Source organism: Photobacterium sp. Alg240-V54, from assembly GCF_900537155.1.
Classification (GTDB): domain Bacteria; phylum Pseudomonadota; class Gammaproteobacteria; order Enterobacterales; family Vibrionaceae; genus Photobacterium.
The window spans coordinates 78,046-95,049 of sequence record NZ_UNRL01000010.1 but is presented as its reverse complement, the minus strand read 5'-3'; the positions used below and the strand labels follow the sequence as shown (position 1 = coordinate 95,049).

Genomic DNA, 17,004 nt, shown 5'->3' with positions numbered 1-17,004 from the left:
TGTTATATGGGTTATATTTATGTAGATAATTAACTATGAATTATCAACAGTAATGGCTTTCTTTGGCTTTGATTTTTTCGGTTCTGGCGTAATAATCGCTTCAATATCAACGATCTTTGAACGACTCATTATGATTTTCCAGCGCTGAATACGAACTGTTTTATCTTCATCTGTTTCTTGAGTGATCAAGTTAATCAGGTGTCTTTTTTCCACCGATTCTTTGGTTACTTGACCATCATTAAGTTGATATAACCGTTGTGAACCTTTTTCCATTAAGGTCGCGACTGATCTAAGGTCAAGAATGATTGATTCACGTGTTTGTTCATAGCCACTTAAGAACTTGGTTGGTGACATTCTGGTGGTGCTTTTATAATGCAAAATGGTTTCTTCACGGTGAGAAACATTATGCTTACGTGTTTTACGAATAACATCGATCAAGCTATCGTAATTAACAAACTCTAACCACTCAAGTTGACGTCCAATTACGTGACCAGTATTAGCATCAAAAAATTGTTTTCGCCAACGTGCTTTACCTTTACGCATCCAGCGCCACAGCATGGTTTTTAAGTCGTCTTTAAACACTTCACGAGCGGCATAAATAACCGATAAAACCAAAATAAAAGAGGCGGTGATATCGCCTAACATACCGCGTGCTTTAATGAGCATCAAGGTCACAAATATCATCACAATACCTGCTGCGGCACCAGTGACAATTTTGCGAGTATTTTTACCTAACTCAATGGTTTTTTCTTTCATTGTTACTGGGTATTCAATCAGACGCCGTAATAAGCGCATCTTATTTGACATACGCGTTGGATCTTGCATCGCTCTTGCTGAGTTATAATTATTATCTTTACGATGCTGGGCTTCTTTTTGGCAAATCTCTAATAGTTGTGGCTTGATCTCATTGTACTCAGCGCCTCGAGGTAAGTGGGCGATAAGTTGCAGAAAACGTTGTTCTGTAAACCATGACAAATAGTTATCAATATTTTCATAATATTTAAGTAACTTTTTATCTGTGGGTATGTTACGTCGTAACCTTTTTAGAATTCGAACTGCTAACTGTGCAGCTTCTTCGATCTCTTCTTGTTTTGATTCACTACTATCACCTAATAATTGTTGCGTTGTTTTCTCCAAGGCTAACGCATATTGATAGGCATAGAGACTCAAACTTAAACGGTATTGCTCGATAGAGAGTTTACCTCGACTTGCAAGGCGACTATGCACTAAAGGCAGGTGATTGATATCACTGAAATAAGTACGTTTGCCATGAATGGCATTATGATAAAACTCTTCTTCAGAGATGATATTGGCATTTAACCCAAGCTCACCCGGGATAAAAATGTACATATCAAGCTGTCGATTAGTTGTTTCATGAATCACATGAGATATTTTGAGTTTATGCCCATCTTTTTTATCGACAGTAATCACTTTTTATTTTCCCTCCAACGGATAATGCTAAATGGCATAAAGTGGCTTTCCTTGAGATTATATGAGAATAAGTTTTTGTCCATTATTTATAAATCACAACTTATTAATGCTAATAGGATGAAAAAACATCAAATAATTGCAGATAGGTTGGGCGAAGGCTAACAACATCACGTATAATATCGGCATCATAAGTGCAACCCGTGCATTATAGCGCATTGCCTAGCTAGCGATAGTCATTAATAATTGCTGCTAATAAATTGATTGATAAAGATATTGAACCAACTGCACTATAAGCGTGTTGTTGCCTATATAGAGAGTACCTGATACATGATTAAAATTGGACAATACAACACACTAGAAGTTATCAAGCTGGTAGATTTTGGCGTGTTTCTTAATGGCGGTGATGATTTTGGTAATATCTTGTTACCAAAGAACACTGTGCCAGCAGGTACTAAGCTCGGCGACAAGCTTAAAGTTTTCATTTACTTCGATTCTGAAGATGAAGTGATTGCAACCACTGATGAACCTTTAGTTGAAGTGGGTGGTTTTGCTAAACTGCGTATTGTTGGCGCGACTACCATTGGTGCATTTGCTGACTGGGGTTTACGTAAAGATCTCCTTATTCCATTTAGCGAGCAACGTCGTCGTTTAGAAGAAGGCGAAGAAGTGATGGTTCGTGTTTACACGGATCGTGCATCTGGTCGTATTGTTGGCTCGACTAAGTTTAACCGTTTCCTTGATAAAACACCGGCAAACTACAAAGTAGGTCAAGAAGTGCAAGTGGTTATTGCTGAAACAACCGAGCTTGGCTATAAAGCGGTTATCAATGGCGAACATTGGGGTTTATTCTTTAAAACAGAAGCGTTTGGTAAGCTGTTTATTGGTAAGCAACTAAAAGCCTACGTTCAAGAAATTCGTCCAGATGGCAAAATTAACCTATCACTACAAAAAGTAGGTTTAGGTAAAGTTGATGATCTAGCGGATAAGATCCTAACATCGCTAGAAATCAAAGGTGGCTTTATTCCGGTAAGTGATAAATCAAGCCCTGATGAGATCTTCCGTGTTTTCCGTACCAGTAAAGCAACGTTTAAGAAAACGATTGGTGGTCTGTATAAGAAAGGCTTAATTGTGATTGAAAAAGACGGTATTCGTCTTAACGATAACGATTAATCATTACTGGCATTGATTGCTATTAGTGACAATAATAAAAACCGACATACCACTAGAAATAGTTAAGGATGTCGGTTTTTTTATGTCTTTAGCTGTGGTTTATTAGTCTTTTTGATGGAGTAGCTGTTCGAATTTTTTCATATTCCAGCCCATTAATACGCTATCTCCAATTTTTATAACGGGGACAGAGCGGGCGCCGGTACGGCTTAATTCTTTTCTACCTTGTGGTGTTGCGACATCGACTAAACGAAAAGGATAATTTTTGGTTTTCATGTACTGCTGCGCATCTTTACAATGAGCACAGTTTTTTTGAGTAAACAGAGTAATACGTTTCATAATAATTAATTCGCTACGCTATTTACTACATACAGAACAGTTTGGCTGCTGCATCAATTTCATTTCACGCCAGTTCATACTCATTGCATCTAACATTAAGATCTTGCTTGTTAATGGCGTACCGACATTGGTTGCCACTTTAATCGCTTCCATTGCTTGTACTGCACCCACAATACCTACCACAGGCGACATGATACCGGCTTCAACACAGGTTAATGTTTGTTGACCAAAGAGAGCGCTCAAGCATTGGTAGCAAGGCTCACCATCGCGATAGCTATAAACACTTATTTGACCTTCCATACGAATAGCAGCCCCAGAAATAAGCGGGGTTTTAGTGGCAAAGCATAAGCGGTTAAGTTGGTTACGTGTATCAACGTTATCACAACAATCCAACACTAAACTGTGTTGTTCAATCAGTGGTAATAACTCGTCATCGGTTAAACGTTTGGCGATGGTTTCAACGGTTAAATAAGGGTTGATAGCCGTTAACGCTTGTTTAGCCGATTCAACTTTGAGCATGCCAACAGTCGCATCAGTATGTAATATCTGACGTTGTAAGTTAGAAACTTCAACCTTATCATCATCAATCAGGGTGATTTTTCCCACGCCAGCGGCGGCAAGGTATTGTGATGAAGCACAGCCTAAACCACCAGCACCTAAAATTAACATCGACGAGGCTTTTAATGCTTCTTGGCCTTCGAAATCAAATTGGCGCAGAATAATTTGACGGTTATAGCGCAGCATTTCTTGATCTGATAATTCAGCATTGGCATGTTGTTCTATTGTCATAAGTGAAATTACCGTTATTAACTATTTATTCGAGCGTACGTTCTTTGAGATTACACCTAGTTGTTGATGCATTAACTGCTATTTACGGGTTGGCAAGTTAATGCATCGCGAACCAATTAGTACATAGTGTGGTTAAACATTTCAATGGTGACTAATTCACCCGCCTCAACACGGCCACGATCTTGTTCTAATACCACAAAGCAGTTAGCGTGGTGCATTGAGCTGAATGCACCAGAGCCTTGATTGCCGGTTGTTGCAACTTCAAATTGGCCATCGCAGTTAATGCTATAGATACCACGTTGGAAGTCAGTACGGCCTGGGCGCTTCTTAAACATTGACGTTGCTTTAGCTTGTAAACGCACTGGTGGTTGGTATTGGCTATGGCCTGCTAGTTTAGCTAACATCGGTTGCACTAATTGGTACAGGGTTAGCATTGCAGAGACAGGGTTGCCAGGAAGTCCACAGAACCAAGCATTATTGATCGTACCAAAAGCAAATGGCTTACCCGGTTTCATGGCGATTTTCCAAAAACCGATTTGACCTTCTTGGTCTAAAATATCTTTGGTGTAGTCAGCTTCACCGACACTTACACCGCCAGATGTGATCACAACATCAGCATCTGTTGATGCGGTAAGGAATGCTTGGCGAAGTTTCTCTGGGCAATCTGGGATAATACCAAGATCTAATACATCACAGCCAAATTTCTCTAATAACGCTTTGATGCCATAACGATTACTATCGTAAATTTGACCTGCTGCAAGTGCTTCACCAACAGGACGTAACTCATCACCCGTTGAGAAAAAGGCTACTTTAGGACGACGGTATACTGCAAAAGCAGCAATACCTAATGATGCAAGTAATGGCATTTCACGTGCTGTTAAACGGGTACCTTTAACTAAAACGGTTTCACCGCAATGCATATCGTCGCCAATAGGGCGAATGTTATCATTGGCTTTAGGCTTGATATTAAATTGAATGTTATCGCCATCAACCTGTGCTTCTTCTTGCATGATAACAACATCAGCACCCGCTGGAATTTCAGCACCAGTCATAATTCGAACACATTGCCCAGCTTCACATGTCCCCGTAAAAGGAATACCCGCAAAAGATTTACCAACCATCGTTAAAGTATTGGTATGTTCAAGATCAGCGGCGCGAAGGGCGTAGCCATCCATTGCCGAATTAGCAAAAGGTGGCACATTAATTGGAGAAAGAATGTCTTCCGCAAGCACCATGCCCATAGCTTCAGTTAATGCTACCGTGGTGATTGTTGTTAATGGTGAAACCTGAGTCATAATGTTATTTAACGCAGTTTCAACGGTCATTAAACCTGGTACGTCGCAGCATCCCATAATCGAATCCATTTATTTAGTAATGATAATGATGTGAGCAGGTCTGAAAAATTCTCAGTTGAGGTTATCTTGCTACAGATTTTTACTAAGTATTGTTCAGAACGCTAGTTAATAGGTAGTTTACCCTTTATTGACTACCGCAGTAAGAGATTGAATATACTAAAATACACTTGATGTACGTAACCATAAGAAATTTGGTGGTGAAATTATTCTCATTTGGGGGTATTCTGCTAAGGATTTTAGCGCTGGCAAGGTCAGAAGGGTATGTCTTTTTTATTCTACCTAGGTCAGCTGGAGGAAGAGATGACAGCATTAAGTGTATCTGCAATACAAGTACGTGACGCCTTAGCCGCCCGTGGTCTAGAAACCCCGATGACAGCTGATGTAGTCAGTCGCGAAGAAAAGAAAGAGAAAATTGAATACCATATGCGTGAGGTGTTATCGCTATTAGCATTAGATCTTACCGATGATAGTTTGGTTGAAACACCACACCGTATTGCAAAAATGTATGTCGATGAAATTTTTTCAGGTTTGGATTACACCAATTTTCCTAAAATCACAGTGATTGAAAATAAAATGAACTGTGATGAAATGGTACGAGTAAAAGACATTACTTTAACCAGTACCTGTGAGCACCACTTGGTGACGATTGATGGTCAAGCAACAATTGCCTATATTCCGCGTGGAAAAATTATTGGTTTATCTAAAATTAATCGTATTGTCCGTTTCTTTTCTCAGCGCCCACAGGTGCAGGAACGTTTAACTCAGCAAGTATTAGTGGCATTACAAACACTACTTGAAAGTGAAGATGTTGCCGTTACTATTGATGCAACCCATTACTGCGTTAAATCTCGTGGTGTAATGGATGCAACCAGTGTGACTACAACAACCGCATTAGGTGGTATTTTTAAACGTAATCCAGCTACTCGTGCCGAGTTTTTTAATGGTATTCGTTAAGCGTTAATCACTACCATAATTGATGTTCTATAAATGCCTGCCAATAGATTATTGGCTGGCATTTTTTATTTATATTCAAGAGATAATAGATGGATTTAATTAGGCTTTCTCGCATTAGCATGAAGCACCTTATTACCTTGCATGTGATGTTAGATACTCTGAGCGTGACAGACTGCGCTCAACGGCTGTGTGTTAGTCCATCATCGGTCAGTAAAACCTTGAGTCAGCTTCGAGACACACTAAATGATGAGCTGTTTTATCGTCATGGTAATCGCTTGGTGTCGACACCATTAGCGCGCCGTTTAGGGCCGACAGTGCATCAGATGATCAGCGATATGAATCAGATCATGACTCAAGAAGAATTTGATGTTGCCAATTATGCCGGTAGCTTTTCACTGTCGATGCGCGAAAGTACGTTTGAATTAATCGCCGCGCCTTTGTGTGAACATGTACTGAAACAGGCACCAAATATTCGGTTAGATATTTGGTCTAAAGATAATATTGGTGTTGGTGGATTAGCGAAAGGGGTGTTGGATTTTATTATTTTGCCGCATGATCTTAGCCAACCACCGAACATTGATAACAACTTAGTGTGGGAAAATCTCTTTACAGATGAAATGGTGTGTTTAATGTCACATCAACACCCACTTGCGACGCAATCACTGACGATTGATGATTATTTACACTACGATCATATTGGTATTGTCGATAATGATCTTAGTGTGCCATTTTTTGAAATGCAGCTCGCACAACAACACCGCAAACGTAAAGTTATGGTTAATGTGGCTGATTTTGGTGTCGCAGCAACACTGTGCAAAAATACTGAGTTATTGTTTACTTGCTCAAAGAAATGGGCCGAAGTGGCAGCGCAAGCACAATCACTCACCATGAAAGAATTGCCATTTAATTATGGTCAAGTGGGTTATAGCTTAGTGTGGTATCAACCAAGCATGAATGATCCTGCGTTACGATGGTTGTATCAACAAATTATCACCGTAGGCCACACAATCGGTCAGGCTAATAAAGAAACATTGTAGCGACAATATTAAACGAAAAAAGTCAGTGCTGATCTGATGATCACCACTGACGATATTTTCTAATACTATTACACATACACACTAGGCAAGACTAAATTAGTGACATTACGCGCAGTCAATAACGCGGCTAATGCTTCAATGTCATCTTTTTTGCACGTAGTCCAGTTAAGTGACTCACCGGTAACTCCATGATGCTGAAAAGCATTGAGCTTAATACGTACATTACTATCTAACGCGAATAAATAAGCTGCGATAGCATCGATATATTGCTCATAATCGGTGATCCCGGGGATCTGTAATAAACGGACTTCGTATAGTTTTTGATGCTGACTTAACCAATCAATAGTGGCTAAAACACGATCATTTTCACGGCCAGTTAACCAGCGATGTGTGGTGTTATTCCACGCCTTTAAATCAATCATTGCGCCATCAAGATAGGGTAAGACCATTTGCCAACCAGTGATGCTTAAACTGCCATTACTGTCGATCATACAGCTCAGATGTTGCAAAGTAGCATCGGACTTGATGGCTTTAAATAGCGCGATAATATACGGTAATTGTAGTGTTGCCTCACCACCTGTTACCGTTATACCATTAATAAAAAATAAATTATCTCTGATTAAGGCCAGAGTATCAGCTACCGTTAACTGTTGTGTTTTCGGGGTTGATTGCTTATTACATGCGCTTAAACAACCATCACACTCAGTGCAGCTCGACATATTCCATACCACAAACGGTTTATTGTTTTGTGTTGTAAGTTGTAGCGATTGGGTTGGACAACTTGGTACGCAATCACCACATTGATTACACATATCAATTGTTTGCGGGTTATGACAGTTTTTGCAGCGGTAGTTACACCCCTGCAAAAACAGCACCATACGATTGCCTGGGCCATCAACACATGAGTAATTCAATATTTTGCTGACTGTGGCTGAGATCATACTATTGGTATCTTTTATTTAGCTGAATAAACGGGTGACATTTCACGACTAACAACACGTGGTTGACGCTCTAAAATACGGGTATTTTCAGAAGCCTCGGTACCTAACCAGGTTGTATTTGTGCGTGAACCTTGCTCTTTAAATTTTGAAATATCAGATAACTTCACCATGTAACCTGTTACACGGACAAGATCATTGCTGGCAACGTTGGCGGTAAATTCACGGAATCCTAGAGCCAGTGCGCCTTTACATAGTTGCATTAATGCCAGTGGATTGTTCTTAATTGTTTCTTCGATAGTCAAAATTTCACTGATACCTGAGGTATAGTATTGATGGTGCGCAGCCAGTGCTTTAATGTGAACCACTGGATCGGGTTCGGTACCATAAGGAATACGAATACCCGGTGTAACTTCATGGTCACAACTAATTCCACCTTGTGAGTGCAATAGAGCACGACCATTTAAACCGTGTTTTACTGGTGTTGTGGTGACGATTTCATTTAATTTTTCACTGATTTTCAGTGCGATAACATTCGCTGCTTCGTTGTGACCATACTTAGCCGTTGAACCTGATTTTTCCATCAGAATGTTTACGGCTTCAGCCATACCGAAAATACCAAACATAGGGGCAAAACGGTCTTCATTGATCAAGCCTTCTGTGGTTAAGAAACCATTAAAGAAGTTTGATTCTTCATGCAAGAAAGCCGAACGTGCTTCAATCAGTTCAAACATTAGCTCACTGTAATGTGGCAGGGTAGTGGTTAGGAACTCTTCAACACTATTACTACGTAGTGCGACTTCTTTTAAGTTCATACGTACTAATGTGTTAGCACCACCAGCGACGGGTAATGAGTTATAGCAACTTACGATACCAAAACCAGGTTCACCAAATGCGTCAGCGAACATTGGATAGTTAGCAATGTGTGGCTTGCTACATTCACAAATATTGTTACACGCTTGCTGTAATAAGCTTTCTGGTGTGATTTGTGGGTCGTACATAAATGTCAAATTGGGTGCAACTTGTTTAATCTCTGCATCTATGGTTAAAATCATACGACAGACGATGTTATCTGTTGGACCAATATTGACGTGCATAAAGGCATCTGGCAGGGTGCGGTCAAGCATGATCCAGAAATTTTTCAGCTTACGATATAGCACTTCGTCACTTATATCGCTAACAAATGGCAGTAAGATTTGGTCAAGTTGACCAAGGTAAACTGGAATATTAGTAACTGACGGTACGTGATGATAAATGATCGTCAATAGATTAATTGCTTCATCTAAATTCGTTGCAGCTTCTAGCTCTAAGTATTCAGAGCCTTGTTGTAAAAATTTAGCGTAATCAGGAAGAACATAACGAGGTTTAAAAGGGGCATTACCTTCAAACATATCACAAATAATACCAGCATCTTTTGCTGCTGAAACGTCAGCAGAAATTGGCATGTAGTCTACGATAGCTTCTGATTCCAATGACAGGAACAATGTTTTCTGCTTGGCACTTAATGTTGGATCAGTAATGATATTTTTAATTTTCGTTTGTAGTGTCATTGCTATGTTCTTCTTATATCCATAGGTTTTGTGCGGCTAATCTAACGGATAATGTGTTTTTCCAGAAGTGAAAAAGAAAGAATAATACTTTTCCAAAATGGAAATCCATTGATTCATGCAGCTAAAAGCTATTTGATATGAAAAAGTAAGGAGTACAATAAAGGTGGAAAGTAAATGGAGTCTCAAGCTCACCTTAAAGAAGCATAAATAATGAACAATCAAGAGTGTAATCGTGAGATATTTCTTCTTTTTCACATTGATTTTATTTTTAATAAAAGAATGTTTTTTTAGGTTTTAAATATAATTAATTTATAATAATATCAATGTATTGAAGGTGTTTATTGTTACTTTTAAAGATAAAAAATCATGATATGGCATAATTAATTTTTAAAGTTTCATTTTTTGAATTGTATCATTTGTTAAAATTTGTCTAAATATAGACAGTTAGTTTTTATGAATTACCGTCATTGCATATCAAATAAGATAGGCTGTAATGCTAGGTATAGTGTATTTTGTTTTATTACATAGGTAAGGATCGCTTTGACGATGTTAAATCCTCAACGTGTTGTTGCTAAGCGTGTTAGCAAGCTTTTAGTTTTATCGCTGATGGTTCCCGGTAGTGTTTTTGCTGCTGAAGCGAGCCCTGCTGTTCCACACAATGTTGCAGCTGCAGCCAATACAGTGCAAATTGTTGGTCCAAATACTGTGTTACCTCAAGCTCCAATAGGTACACGAAAAGCACCGTTAACCGCTGGCAGTGTTGATTGGTCGTCATTGAATAATCAACATTTACTTAGTACGAAAATGTTGTGTGGTAACACCGCAAGTAATGTATGTTTTGCACCACAAATAGAACAAGCTTATACACAAAATAAGTTTTACCCACTGTGGAATACTGTTGCATTACGTAAAGAGTTGACAGCACAGTTGCAAATGGTCGCGGATAGTAAAATGCTGCCAGGTATCAGCCAACGTTTAACTGAACTGAATAAACTTGAGCAACAAGGTAATCTGCGTGGTTATGACCTTTTAGCAACTGATACTTATTATGTTTATCGCGCATTTTTAAATTATATTGCTCATCATCGTAATGTTTTATTCTTATCTCAGCCTTTAAATATGAGCCAAGTAATGGTTCAGTATGGCAGCGATGAAGAAGCATATCCAATGACAATAGCGAAGCTTACAACATACCGTCCTACTTATATTCCATTTGAATCAACCATGAAAATGATTGAGAAGTACCAACAATTGGCTCCTCATCATTTAACTCGTACCAGCTTTAAGTCAACAGTTTATCGTCCGGGTGATGTGTTACCAAATGGTCATGAAATGGTGCAGGTACTTTACCATTTAGGTGATCTAAGCCAAGCAGATCATGATGTATTATCAGTACAACCAACAGTGACAAACTCAGGTGTATTGTTAGCGAGTATTAAGTTATTCCAAAAACGCCATGGGTTAACGCCTGATGGTATTGTTGGTCCGGCGACAATTAAGCAATTAGTAATACCATACAGTGACATTGCTCGCTTATTAGCACTAAACACGCTACGTATGTCGGCATTAAATCGTCATAATGATACTCGTGCTCATATCTGGGTAAACATTCCTAACTATAAGTTAGAGCTCTACGATAATGGTCAAAAAATGTTTGAGTCTAAGGTAATTGTCGGCCGTGATACGCGCCCAACAAACCTATTCTCATCATCGATTACAACAATGGTCGTTAATCCATATTGGAATGTTCCTGTTACGATTAAGCAGCATGATGTGATTCCAAAAGTGAAACTTTCTCGTGATTACTTGAAAGCTCATAACATGCAGATTTTAAATAGCTGGCGAGATCGTACTGTTGTAGCGCCAAGCAGTATTGATTGGGCAACAGTGAATCCAAAGACATTCCCACATGAGTTTCAGCAAGGCCCTGGTCCTCGTAATTCATTAGGACGTGTTAAATTCTTGATGCCAAATGATTACGCTATTTTCTTACATGACACACCATCTCGTGGTTTGTTTAATCGTAATAAACGCGACTTAAGTTCTGGTTGTGTGCGTGTTGAACGCGCTGATGATTTAGCTAATTATGTTATTGACTATCAAAAACGTAATAATATTGCTTCTTTTAAAGCCATGCTTGATACCCAAAAGAACAAAGTTGTTAGTCTTTCAAAACGTATTGATGTTGACTTTGTTTACTTAACTGCATGGGTTGATCAAAACGGTAACCTACAAATGCGTGATGATATTTATGGTTATGACTCACCGCAAGCAAAGCCAATTAAAACAAAATTCATTACCATGAAAGATTTTGTTAAGCGCTAAAATATTATCGACTGCATAATATTTATTAAAGCCAGCACAGAGATGCTGGCTTTTTTGTGTGCTAAATGTCGTAGCTCAAGGTAGAATTTAATAATTGTTTTGGAATCAATACAGTTAGAGTGTCATCGTATGACACAACGAGGAAGTAATGTTAAAAGCTATTTTTTTAGATATGGATGAAACCTTATGTGCAACGTCGGTTGCTGACAAACAAGCGTTGGCCACTTTAAAACATTATGTTCAATCGCAGTTTCCAACCTTAAATGCAGATACTTTTTGCCAACGTTATATTGCCGGGATTTATAAACAGCTTAATGATGAATTTCCACAGTTAGTGGCATTATTAGACAATGAATTGCTGTTTCGACAAACATTAGTTCAAACTTTATTTGCTCAACAACAACTCACTATTACTTTTGATCAGGCTGCTATTATTCAAGCTTCATTTGATGATGGTCGCATGGCCGGGTTTGATTTTTTTCCACACGTAAAAGCGATGTTAGTTTCTTTACGTCAGCAGTATAAGTTGGTGGTGATCACTAATGGTCCAGTGTTTTCACAGCACCCTAAACTGGCTGCGACAGCAATGGCTGAGTATGTTGATTATATTATTGTGGGCGGAGAAGAACCTGAAGAAAAACCCGCACTAAGCATTTTCCAAAAAGCACTAAAGTTAGTGGGTTGTCAGCCTAGTGAAGTGATCCATATGGGAGATTCATTGGCCGCCGATATTGCAGGAGCTAATGGTGCGGGCATTGCGAGTGTATGGGTTGATACCGGTAAAGCGAGTGATCACGATAAGCTGTCATTGATCACACCAACCTACATTGTGCAACAGCCACAACAGTTGTTAGATATAATTAAACAGCACATTGGTTAATATTGCTGGTTAAGTGCCATTATTGATACCGATAAAACAAAAACGCCACAGCAAAAGCTGTGGCGTTTTTATTGTATGTGTTGTGACGTTAACTTATTGTTGTGTTGTTTCTATTTTACGAGTTTTCCATAACGATGCACTGATAGCGATAGTGATAGAAAGAATAATCACACCCAGTGAAATTACGGTTGGAATCGCATAAGGTGAACCAACAAGTAACATTTTGATACCAATGAAGCTTAGAATAAAGGCTAAAGCAACTCGTAAGTAACAGAAACGGGTTAGCATACCTTCTAATACGAAATACAGTGAACGTAAGCCAAGTAGGGCAAATACGTTAGCGGTAAAGACTAAGAATGCTTCTTGAGTAACGGCGAAAATAGCTGGAATTGAATCAAGTGCAAACATGACATCGGTTAAGGCGATAACAGACACAACGACTAATAACGGTGTTGCCAGCCAACCTTTGTCATCTTTGACAAACATTTTATGGTCATGGTAATCGTCTGTAACTCTAAAGAAGCGTTTAACGAGACGAACAGGAGCTGAATTTGAGAAGTCTTCTTGTTCTTCTTCACCTTCACGCCAAAGCTTGAAGCCTGTGTAAAGTAAGAAAACAGCAAAGATGTAAAGGATCCAGTGGTAGTCAGCTAAGAGCTTAGCGCCAACCCCAATCATACCGGCACGTAAGATAAGCGCACCCACAATACCCAGCATTAAAATACGAGGACGTAATCGTTCTGGTACTGCAAATTGACCAAAAATAAGTGCAAACACGAATAAGTTATCAACACTAAGAGATTTTTCTAATAAGTAACCAGTGATAAATGATGTTGCAGCTTGTTTATTAGTATATGTGCTTTCAGGTGCCATTTGTGGCCAATATAGGTAAATAAAGCCCATAAAAACAAAGGCTAAAAAGACCCAAAAAACACTCCAAAGTGCAGCTGTTTTAATCGATATTTTACCACCACGTGTTTGGTACAAATCGAGTGCAAGCATTAATACTGTTAATACAGCAAACCCTTCATAACTAAAAATACTCATAGAGTTCTCTCTTTATATAAATATCTAACGCGATAAATTATTGTTATTAATGTTGTTGTTTATTTCGAATATTTATAAAATCACAAAATAAAAACAAGTTTCATAACAAAAAGTTATTACGAAGAATAAAATACGAAAGGTATGCCATAGGCGAGCCTAAACAAAACCTTCCGCGCATTAAAAAAAACCCACGCAATTAGATTGCGTCGGTTCGATTACATGTTGATGTAAACGATAATGGCATTGGTCTCGTCAAAATGGTGCTAATAGTTATTGTTGTCGATGAGCGACAACAATAACTATTAGCAAATCCATTCACGGCTGCCGGAAGCTTGTGGCTTCGAGATGACGACAGGCGAACAATTGTGACTACTCCCCAAACGCGGCAATTTTAGACTTGTAAGCAGTAAGTTACCAGTCGTTTTTGAGGTTAATTTGATTCAATATCTTAAATAGCGTTAATTTGGGACGATTGGTTGCAAATTTGATGAATAAAAGACCGTTTAATTATTTTATTTGTGTGAAATAGACAGCTTAGTTCGCTGACAATATGTTCAAAAATGAAGTTCCTATTTCAACGCCGGTACGGTCACTTATTGTTCATCTGAGAGCGGTTCGAGACACCCTGTTTTGGTCTATACCATCATAAGGGGGGATTAGTGGAAACGTCAGAGTATCAAAAAAATATTCACACGATTCTGGTTCTGTGAGACAGCAACAATGGCATTTCTGTGACTATATAGTGGATTATATGGTTGATACAGTCGCTAATTTCCTCGTCGTTACTGACGCAATTAGCGTGCGTTTAGCAAAAGGATAAAGGTAGGTTTAATGGTAATGTACAGCTGAAGTTAAGGTGAATAATTGCTACTAGCTATTTTTTGCGAGTAATCAGTGATCGTATAGATTATATCTTTGTTAAAGAGCATTGAATGTTTTACATGTGTTAAATAATTGTTTTGATGGTGTTTTTTGGTTAACTATCTATAGTTTGAATGTGACTTGTATCACATGTTTTAATTGGCATGTGTACAATTAAAATTAATATAGACGTATAGTAACTACATTCGTTAGCTCAACTAACGAGAGTCTTATTATATAGAATAAATATTATGTTTCTGACTAAGGATAGCTATGGAAACAGTAATTGATAACGTTGCAGAGAATGCTGTTGTTTTTGATTATACAAAATTTTTGTCTAAATCATGTCAGCAACGTTTGTCATTTATAGATGCTCTGAAATATTTAGTACCATCTTTTGAAGTAACGATAAAAAGTACGAGAAATCAGTTCTCTTGTTCTGAGCGATTAGAAAAAAAAGCATTAAAAGTATTAACAAGCAATGCGAGTGATACAAGGAATTTAATTCGATTGTTATATTTAGCTAAACAAGAAGGCATAAAACAACTTATTGTTTATCTTCCATATTCTCTTGAAGAGCGCCAACTAGATGAACTACATAATAAAATAGGTAGTACCATTGAATTTGTTCAAGGGAATACTGAACAATTGCTGTTTGTTTTAGATGAAAAGTAATTAAATATTAAAAGGTGACGATTATCGTCACCTTTTTTATGGATTGATAATTACCAGAATAACCATGTAAAAATAGTTAAAAAGATAATACAAACAATATTTAAATAAAATCCGACTCGCATCATCTCACTTTGTTTTATAAAACCAGTACTAAAGACAATTGCGTTTGGTGGTGTAGCTACAGGTAACATGAATGCACAAGACGCACTAATTGCAATTAACGCCGATAATACAACAGGTGATACACCAAGTGCTTCAGCGACAGTTGCAAATACAGGGACTAACAAGGCAGCACTGGCAGTATTACTCGCAAATTCTGTCAGAAAGACCACAAAAATAGCAACGGCTAGTATGGTGAGTAAAAGACCTGCTTGCTGTAACATATTACTGAGTTCGTTAGCGAGAAAAACGCTCGTGCCTGTGGCTTTAAGGATATTACTTAAGCAAATACCACCGCCAAAAAGTAACAACACTCCCCAATCAGTTGAGTTTTTAATATCTTTCCATTCAACCACGCGTGACACTGCAAGCATTATGATTGCGCTGAGGGCAACTAAAGTATCAAACTTAGAAAAACCACCTAATAGCGCATTAATTGGATTACTGAAAATCCATAAAGTAACAGTGATTAAAAAAATTGCCATGGTAATTAATTTACCGTTGCTCCATTGAATAGGTGAGTGATCAAGCTCAAATTGATGATTAAGATCGGGCTTTAAGGTGATATACAATAATGCAACGGTAAGAGGTAAGAGGATAATAGTAACCGGAACGCCAAAGGCCATCCATTCGGTAAAACTTAATCCAACTTCTGCTGCAGCAATGGCATTTGGTGGGCTACCAACAATTGTTGCAATACCGCCAATACTAGCGCAATAGGCAGTACCAAGCAGAACAAAGACGTAAGTTTTATGGCCACTTTTGGTATTCACTTTACTGAGGACACCAAGCACAAGTGGCAACATCATCGCTGTGGTTGCCGTGTTGCTGATCCACATTGATAATCCAGCAGTGACACCAAATAGCATAAATACCGCAACTGACATTCTTCCTTTTGCCGCTATAAGCACTTTGTCAGCAATAACTTGGTCAAGTTGCTGTTTATGTAGCGCAGCAGCAAGTGCAAATCCACCTAGAAATAAAAAGATAATTGGATTTGAAAAACTGGCTAGCGCTTTAGAAGTATCAAAAACGCCAAATCCAACCGCAAATAAAGGCACAAGTAAGGCGGTAATACTTACGTGAATAGCTTCAGTTAACCACATAACAGCAACGAAAAAGAGAATACTTAATCCAATAACCACATTACGTTCAAAGGGTAATGTATTGAGTAGAATGAGCATCATTAAACAATTGCCGATAAGGATCAGGCTATTTCTATTGAATAACCAGTGTTTGAGCGTAAGCGTGAGGGTTGTCATAGGTGAATCTTCCATATATTGAGGCGACATTATTTTTATAATTAGCTTTAATAAGCGGAAGTGATAATACGTCGTGTAGTGGTATCTTTTATGTGACGGAGTTATATAAATAAAACAGTGGTTGTTTGTTTTTTGTGGTTATTGTGATCTTGGTGTAAATTTTTAGTGGGTGTAATTTTATCTAGCATATTATTTCAACTACATAGGATTTTTGCACTATATAATTTTATAAATA

Annotated in this window: 14 protein-coding genes; 6 read left to right on the top strand and 8 right to left on the bottom strand. The window is 38.3% G+C overall.

Features of this window, described 5'->3' with window-relative positions; genetic code table 11:
• Nucleotides 1-33 precede the first annotated feature (33 nt).
• Nucleotides 34-1,431, bottom strand: coding sequence for a hypothetical protein (locus G6R09_RS17615; protein WP_065168927.1), 1,398 nt, complete (start codon nt 1,429-1,431; stop codon nt 34-36).
• Between the two features lie 327 nt (nt 1,432-1,758).
• On the opposite strand from G6R09_RS17615, the gene G6R09_RS17610 reads away from it, so the two are divergent.
• Entirely contained in the window at nt 1,759-2,601 is an 843-nt protein-coding gene (locus G6R09_RS17610) for a S1 RNA-binding domain-containing protein (protein WP_065168926.1), read from the top strand.
• Nucleotides 2,602-2,703: 102 nt separating this feature from the next.
• On the opposite strand, the gene G6R09_RS17605 is transcribed toward G6R09_RS17610, so the two are convergent.
• The 3 genes from G6R09_RS17605 to moeA all read right to left on the bottom strand — a co-directional run bounded on the left by G6R09_RS17605 (nt 2,704) and on the right by moeA (nt 5,078).
• Nucleotides 2,704-2,937: a glutaredoxin family protein gene (locus G6R09_RS17605; protein ID WP_065168925.1), complete on the bottom strand. Its 234-nt coding sequence runs from the start codon at nt 2,935-2,937 to the stop codon at nt 2,704-2,706.
• Nucleotides 2,938-2,955: 18 nt separating this feature from the next.
• Nucleotides 2,956-3,726 carry a molybdopterin-synthase adenylyltransferase MoeB gene (gene moeB, locus G6R09_RS17600; protein WP_163923772.1) on the bottom strand — a complete coding sequence of 257 codons (771 nt, stop codon included), beginning with the start codon at nt 3,724-3,726 and terminating at the stop codon, nt 2,956-2,958.
• Nucleotides 3,727-3,842: 116 nt separating this feature from the next.
• Nucleotides 3,843-5,078, bottom strand: coding sequence for a molybdopterin molybdotransferase MoeA (gene moeA / locus G6R09_RS17595; RefSeq protein ID WP_163923770.1), 1,236 nt, complete (start codon nt 5,076-5,078; stop codon nt 3,843-3,845).
• Nucleotides 5,079-5,381: 303 nt separating this feature from the next.
• Between moeA and folE the strand changes: the two genes are divergently transcribed.
• Both folE and G6R09_RS17585 read left to right on the top strand, forming a co-directional pair.
• Nucleotides 5,382-6,035: a GTP cyclohydrolase I FolE gene (gene folE / locus G6R09_RS17590; RefSeq protein WP_065168922.1), complete on the top strand. Its 654-nt coding sequence runs from the start codon at nt 5,382-5,384 to the stop codon at nt 6,033-6,035.
• Between the two features lie 89 nt (nt 6,036-6,124).
• A complete protein-coding gene (locus tag G6R09_RS17585) occupies nt 6,125-7,072 on the top strand; it encodes a LysR family transcriptional regulator (RefSeq protein WP_163923767.1) in 948 nt (315 codons plus the stop codon).
• A 68-nt stretch (nt 7,073-7,140) separates the two neighbouring features.
• On the opposite strand, the gene G6R09_RS17580 is transcribed toward G6R09_RS17585, so the two are convergent.
• Nucleotides 7,141-8,013: a YjjW family glycine radical enzyme activase gene (locus G6R09_RS17580; protein ID WP_065168920.1), complete on the bottom strand. Its 873-nt coding sequence runs from the start codon at nt 8,011-8,013 to the stop codon at nt 7,141-7,143.
• 14 nt (nt 8,014-8,027) lie between these two features.
• Nucleotides 8,028-9,560 (bottom strand): YjjI family glycine radical enzyme, encoded by a 1,533-nt coding sequence (locus G6R09_RS17575; RefSeq protein ID WP_163923765.1) that lies wholly within the window; start codon nt 9,558-9,560, stop codon nt 8,028-8,030.
• Nucleotides 9,561-10,106: 546 nt separating this feature from the next.
• Between G6R09_RS17575 and G6R09_RS17570 the strand changes: the two genes are divergently transcribed.
• On the top strand, nt 10,107-11,885 hold the full coding sequence (locus G6R09_RS17570) for a murein L,D-transpeptidase (RefSeq protein ID WP_065168918.1): 1,779 nt from the start codon (nt 10,107-10,109) through the stop codon (nt 11,883-11,885).
• 148 nt (nt 11,886-12,033) lie between these two features.
• Entirely contained in the window at nt 12,034-12,765 is a 732-nt protein-coding gene (locus G6R09_RS17565) for an HAD family hydrolase (protein ID WP_065168917.1), read from the top strand.
• 93 nt (nt 12,766-12,858) lie between these two features.
• Here the strand turns inward: G6R09_RS17565 and G6R09_RS17560 are convergent, their stop codons facing one another.
• Nucleotides 12,859-13,812 (bottom strand): TerC family protein, encoded by a 954-nt coding sequence (locus G6R09_RS17560; RefSeq protein ID WP_065168916.1) that lies wholly within the window; start codon nt 13,810-13,812, stop codon nt 12,859-12,861.
• A 1,134-nt stretch (nt 13,813-14,946) separates the two neighbouring features.
• Between G6R09_RS17560 and G6R09_RS17555 the strand changes: the two genes are divergently transcribed.
• The gene (locus G6R09_RS17555) at nt 14,947-15,348 is read left to right on the top strand and encodes a hypothetical protein (RefSeq protein ID WP_065168915.1); all 402 of its coding nucleotides are present in this window, start codon (nt 14,947-14,949) and stop codon (nt 15,346-15,348) included.
• Between the two features lie 50 nt (nt 15,349-15,398).
• Here the strand turns inward: G6R09_RS17555 and G6R09_RS17550 are convergent, their stop codons facing one another.
• Nucleotides 15,399-16,769, bottom strand: a complete 1,371-nt coding sequence (locus tag G6R09_RS17550; protein ID WP_065168914.1) for a DASS family sodium-coupled anion symporter — start codon at nt 16,767-16,769, stop codon at nt 15,399-15,401.
• Between the last annotated feature and the right edge of the window lie 235 nt (nt 16,770-17,004).

What these genes read in the sequence shown, in the direction of transcription:
- G6R09_RS17610 (WP_065168926.1), top strand. Translation starts at nt 1,759, where the DNA reads ATGATTAAAATTGGACAATACAACACACTAGAAGTTATCAAGCTGGTA.
- G6R09_RS17555 (WP_065168915.1), top strand. Translation starts at nt 14,947, where the DNA reads ATGGAAACAGTAATTGATAACGTTGCAGAGAATGCTGTTGTTTTTGAT.
- G6R09_RS17575 (WP_163923765.1), bottom strand. Translation starts at nt 9,560, where the DNA reads ATGACACTACAAACGAAAATTAAAAATATCATTACTGATCCAACATTA.
- G6R09_RS17560 (WP_065168916.1), bottom strand. Translation starts at nt 13,812, where the DNA reads ATGAGTATTTTTAGTTATGAAGGGTTTGCTGTATTAACAGTATTAATG.
- moeB (WP_163923772.1), bottom strand. Translation starts at nt 3,726, where the DNA reads ATGACAATAGAACAACATGCCAATGCTGAATTATCAGATCAAGAAATG.
- G6R09_RS17550 (WP_065168914.1), bottom strand. Translation starts at nt 16,769, where the DNA reads ATGACAACCCTCACGCTTACGCTCAAACACTGGTTATTCAATAGAAAT.
- moeA (WP_163923770.1), bottom strand. Translation starts at nt 5,078, where the DNA reads ATGGGATGCTGCGACGTACCAGGTTTAATGACCGTTGAAACTGCGTTA.
- G6R09_RS17605 (WP_065168925.1), bottom strand. Translation starts at nt 2,937, where the DNA reads ATGAAACGTATTACTCTGTTTACTCAAAAAAACTGTGCTCATTGTAAA.
- folE (WP_065168922.1), top strand. Translation starts at nt 5,382, where the DNA reads ATGACAGCATTAAGTGTATCTGCAATACAAGTACGTGACGCCTTAGCC.
- G6R09_RS17565 (WP_065168917.1), top strand. Translation starts at nt 12,034, where the DNA reads ATGTTAAAAGCTATTTTTTTAGATATGGATGAAACCTTATGTGCAACG.
- G6R09_RS17580 (WP_065168920.1), bottom strand. Translation starts at nt 8,013, where the DNA reads ATGATCTCAGCCACAGTCAGCAAAATATTGAATTACTCATGTGTTGAT.
- G6R09_RS17570 (WP_065168918.1), top strand. Translation starts at nt 10,107, where the DNA reads ATGTTAAATCCTCAACGTGTTGTTGCTAAGCGTGTTAGCAAGCTTTTA.
- G6R09_RS17585 (WP_163923767.1), top strand. Translation starts at nt 6,125, where the DNA reads ATGGATTTAATTAGGCTTTCTCGCATTAGCATGAAGCACCTTATTACC.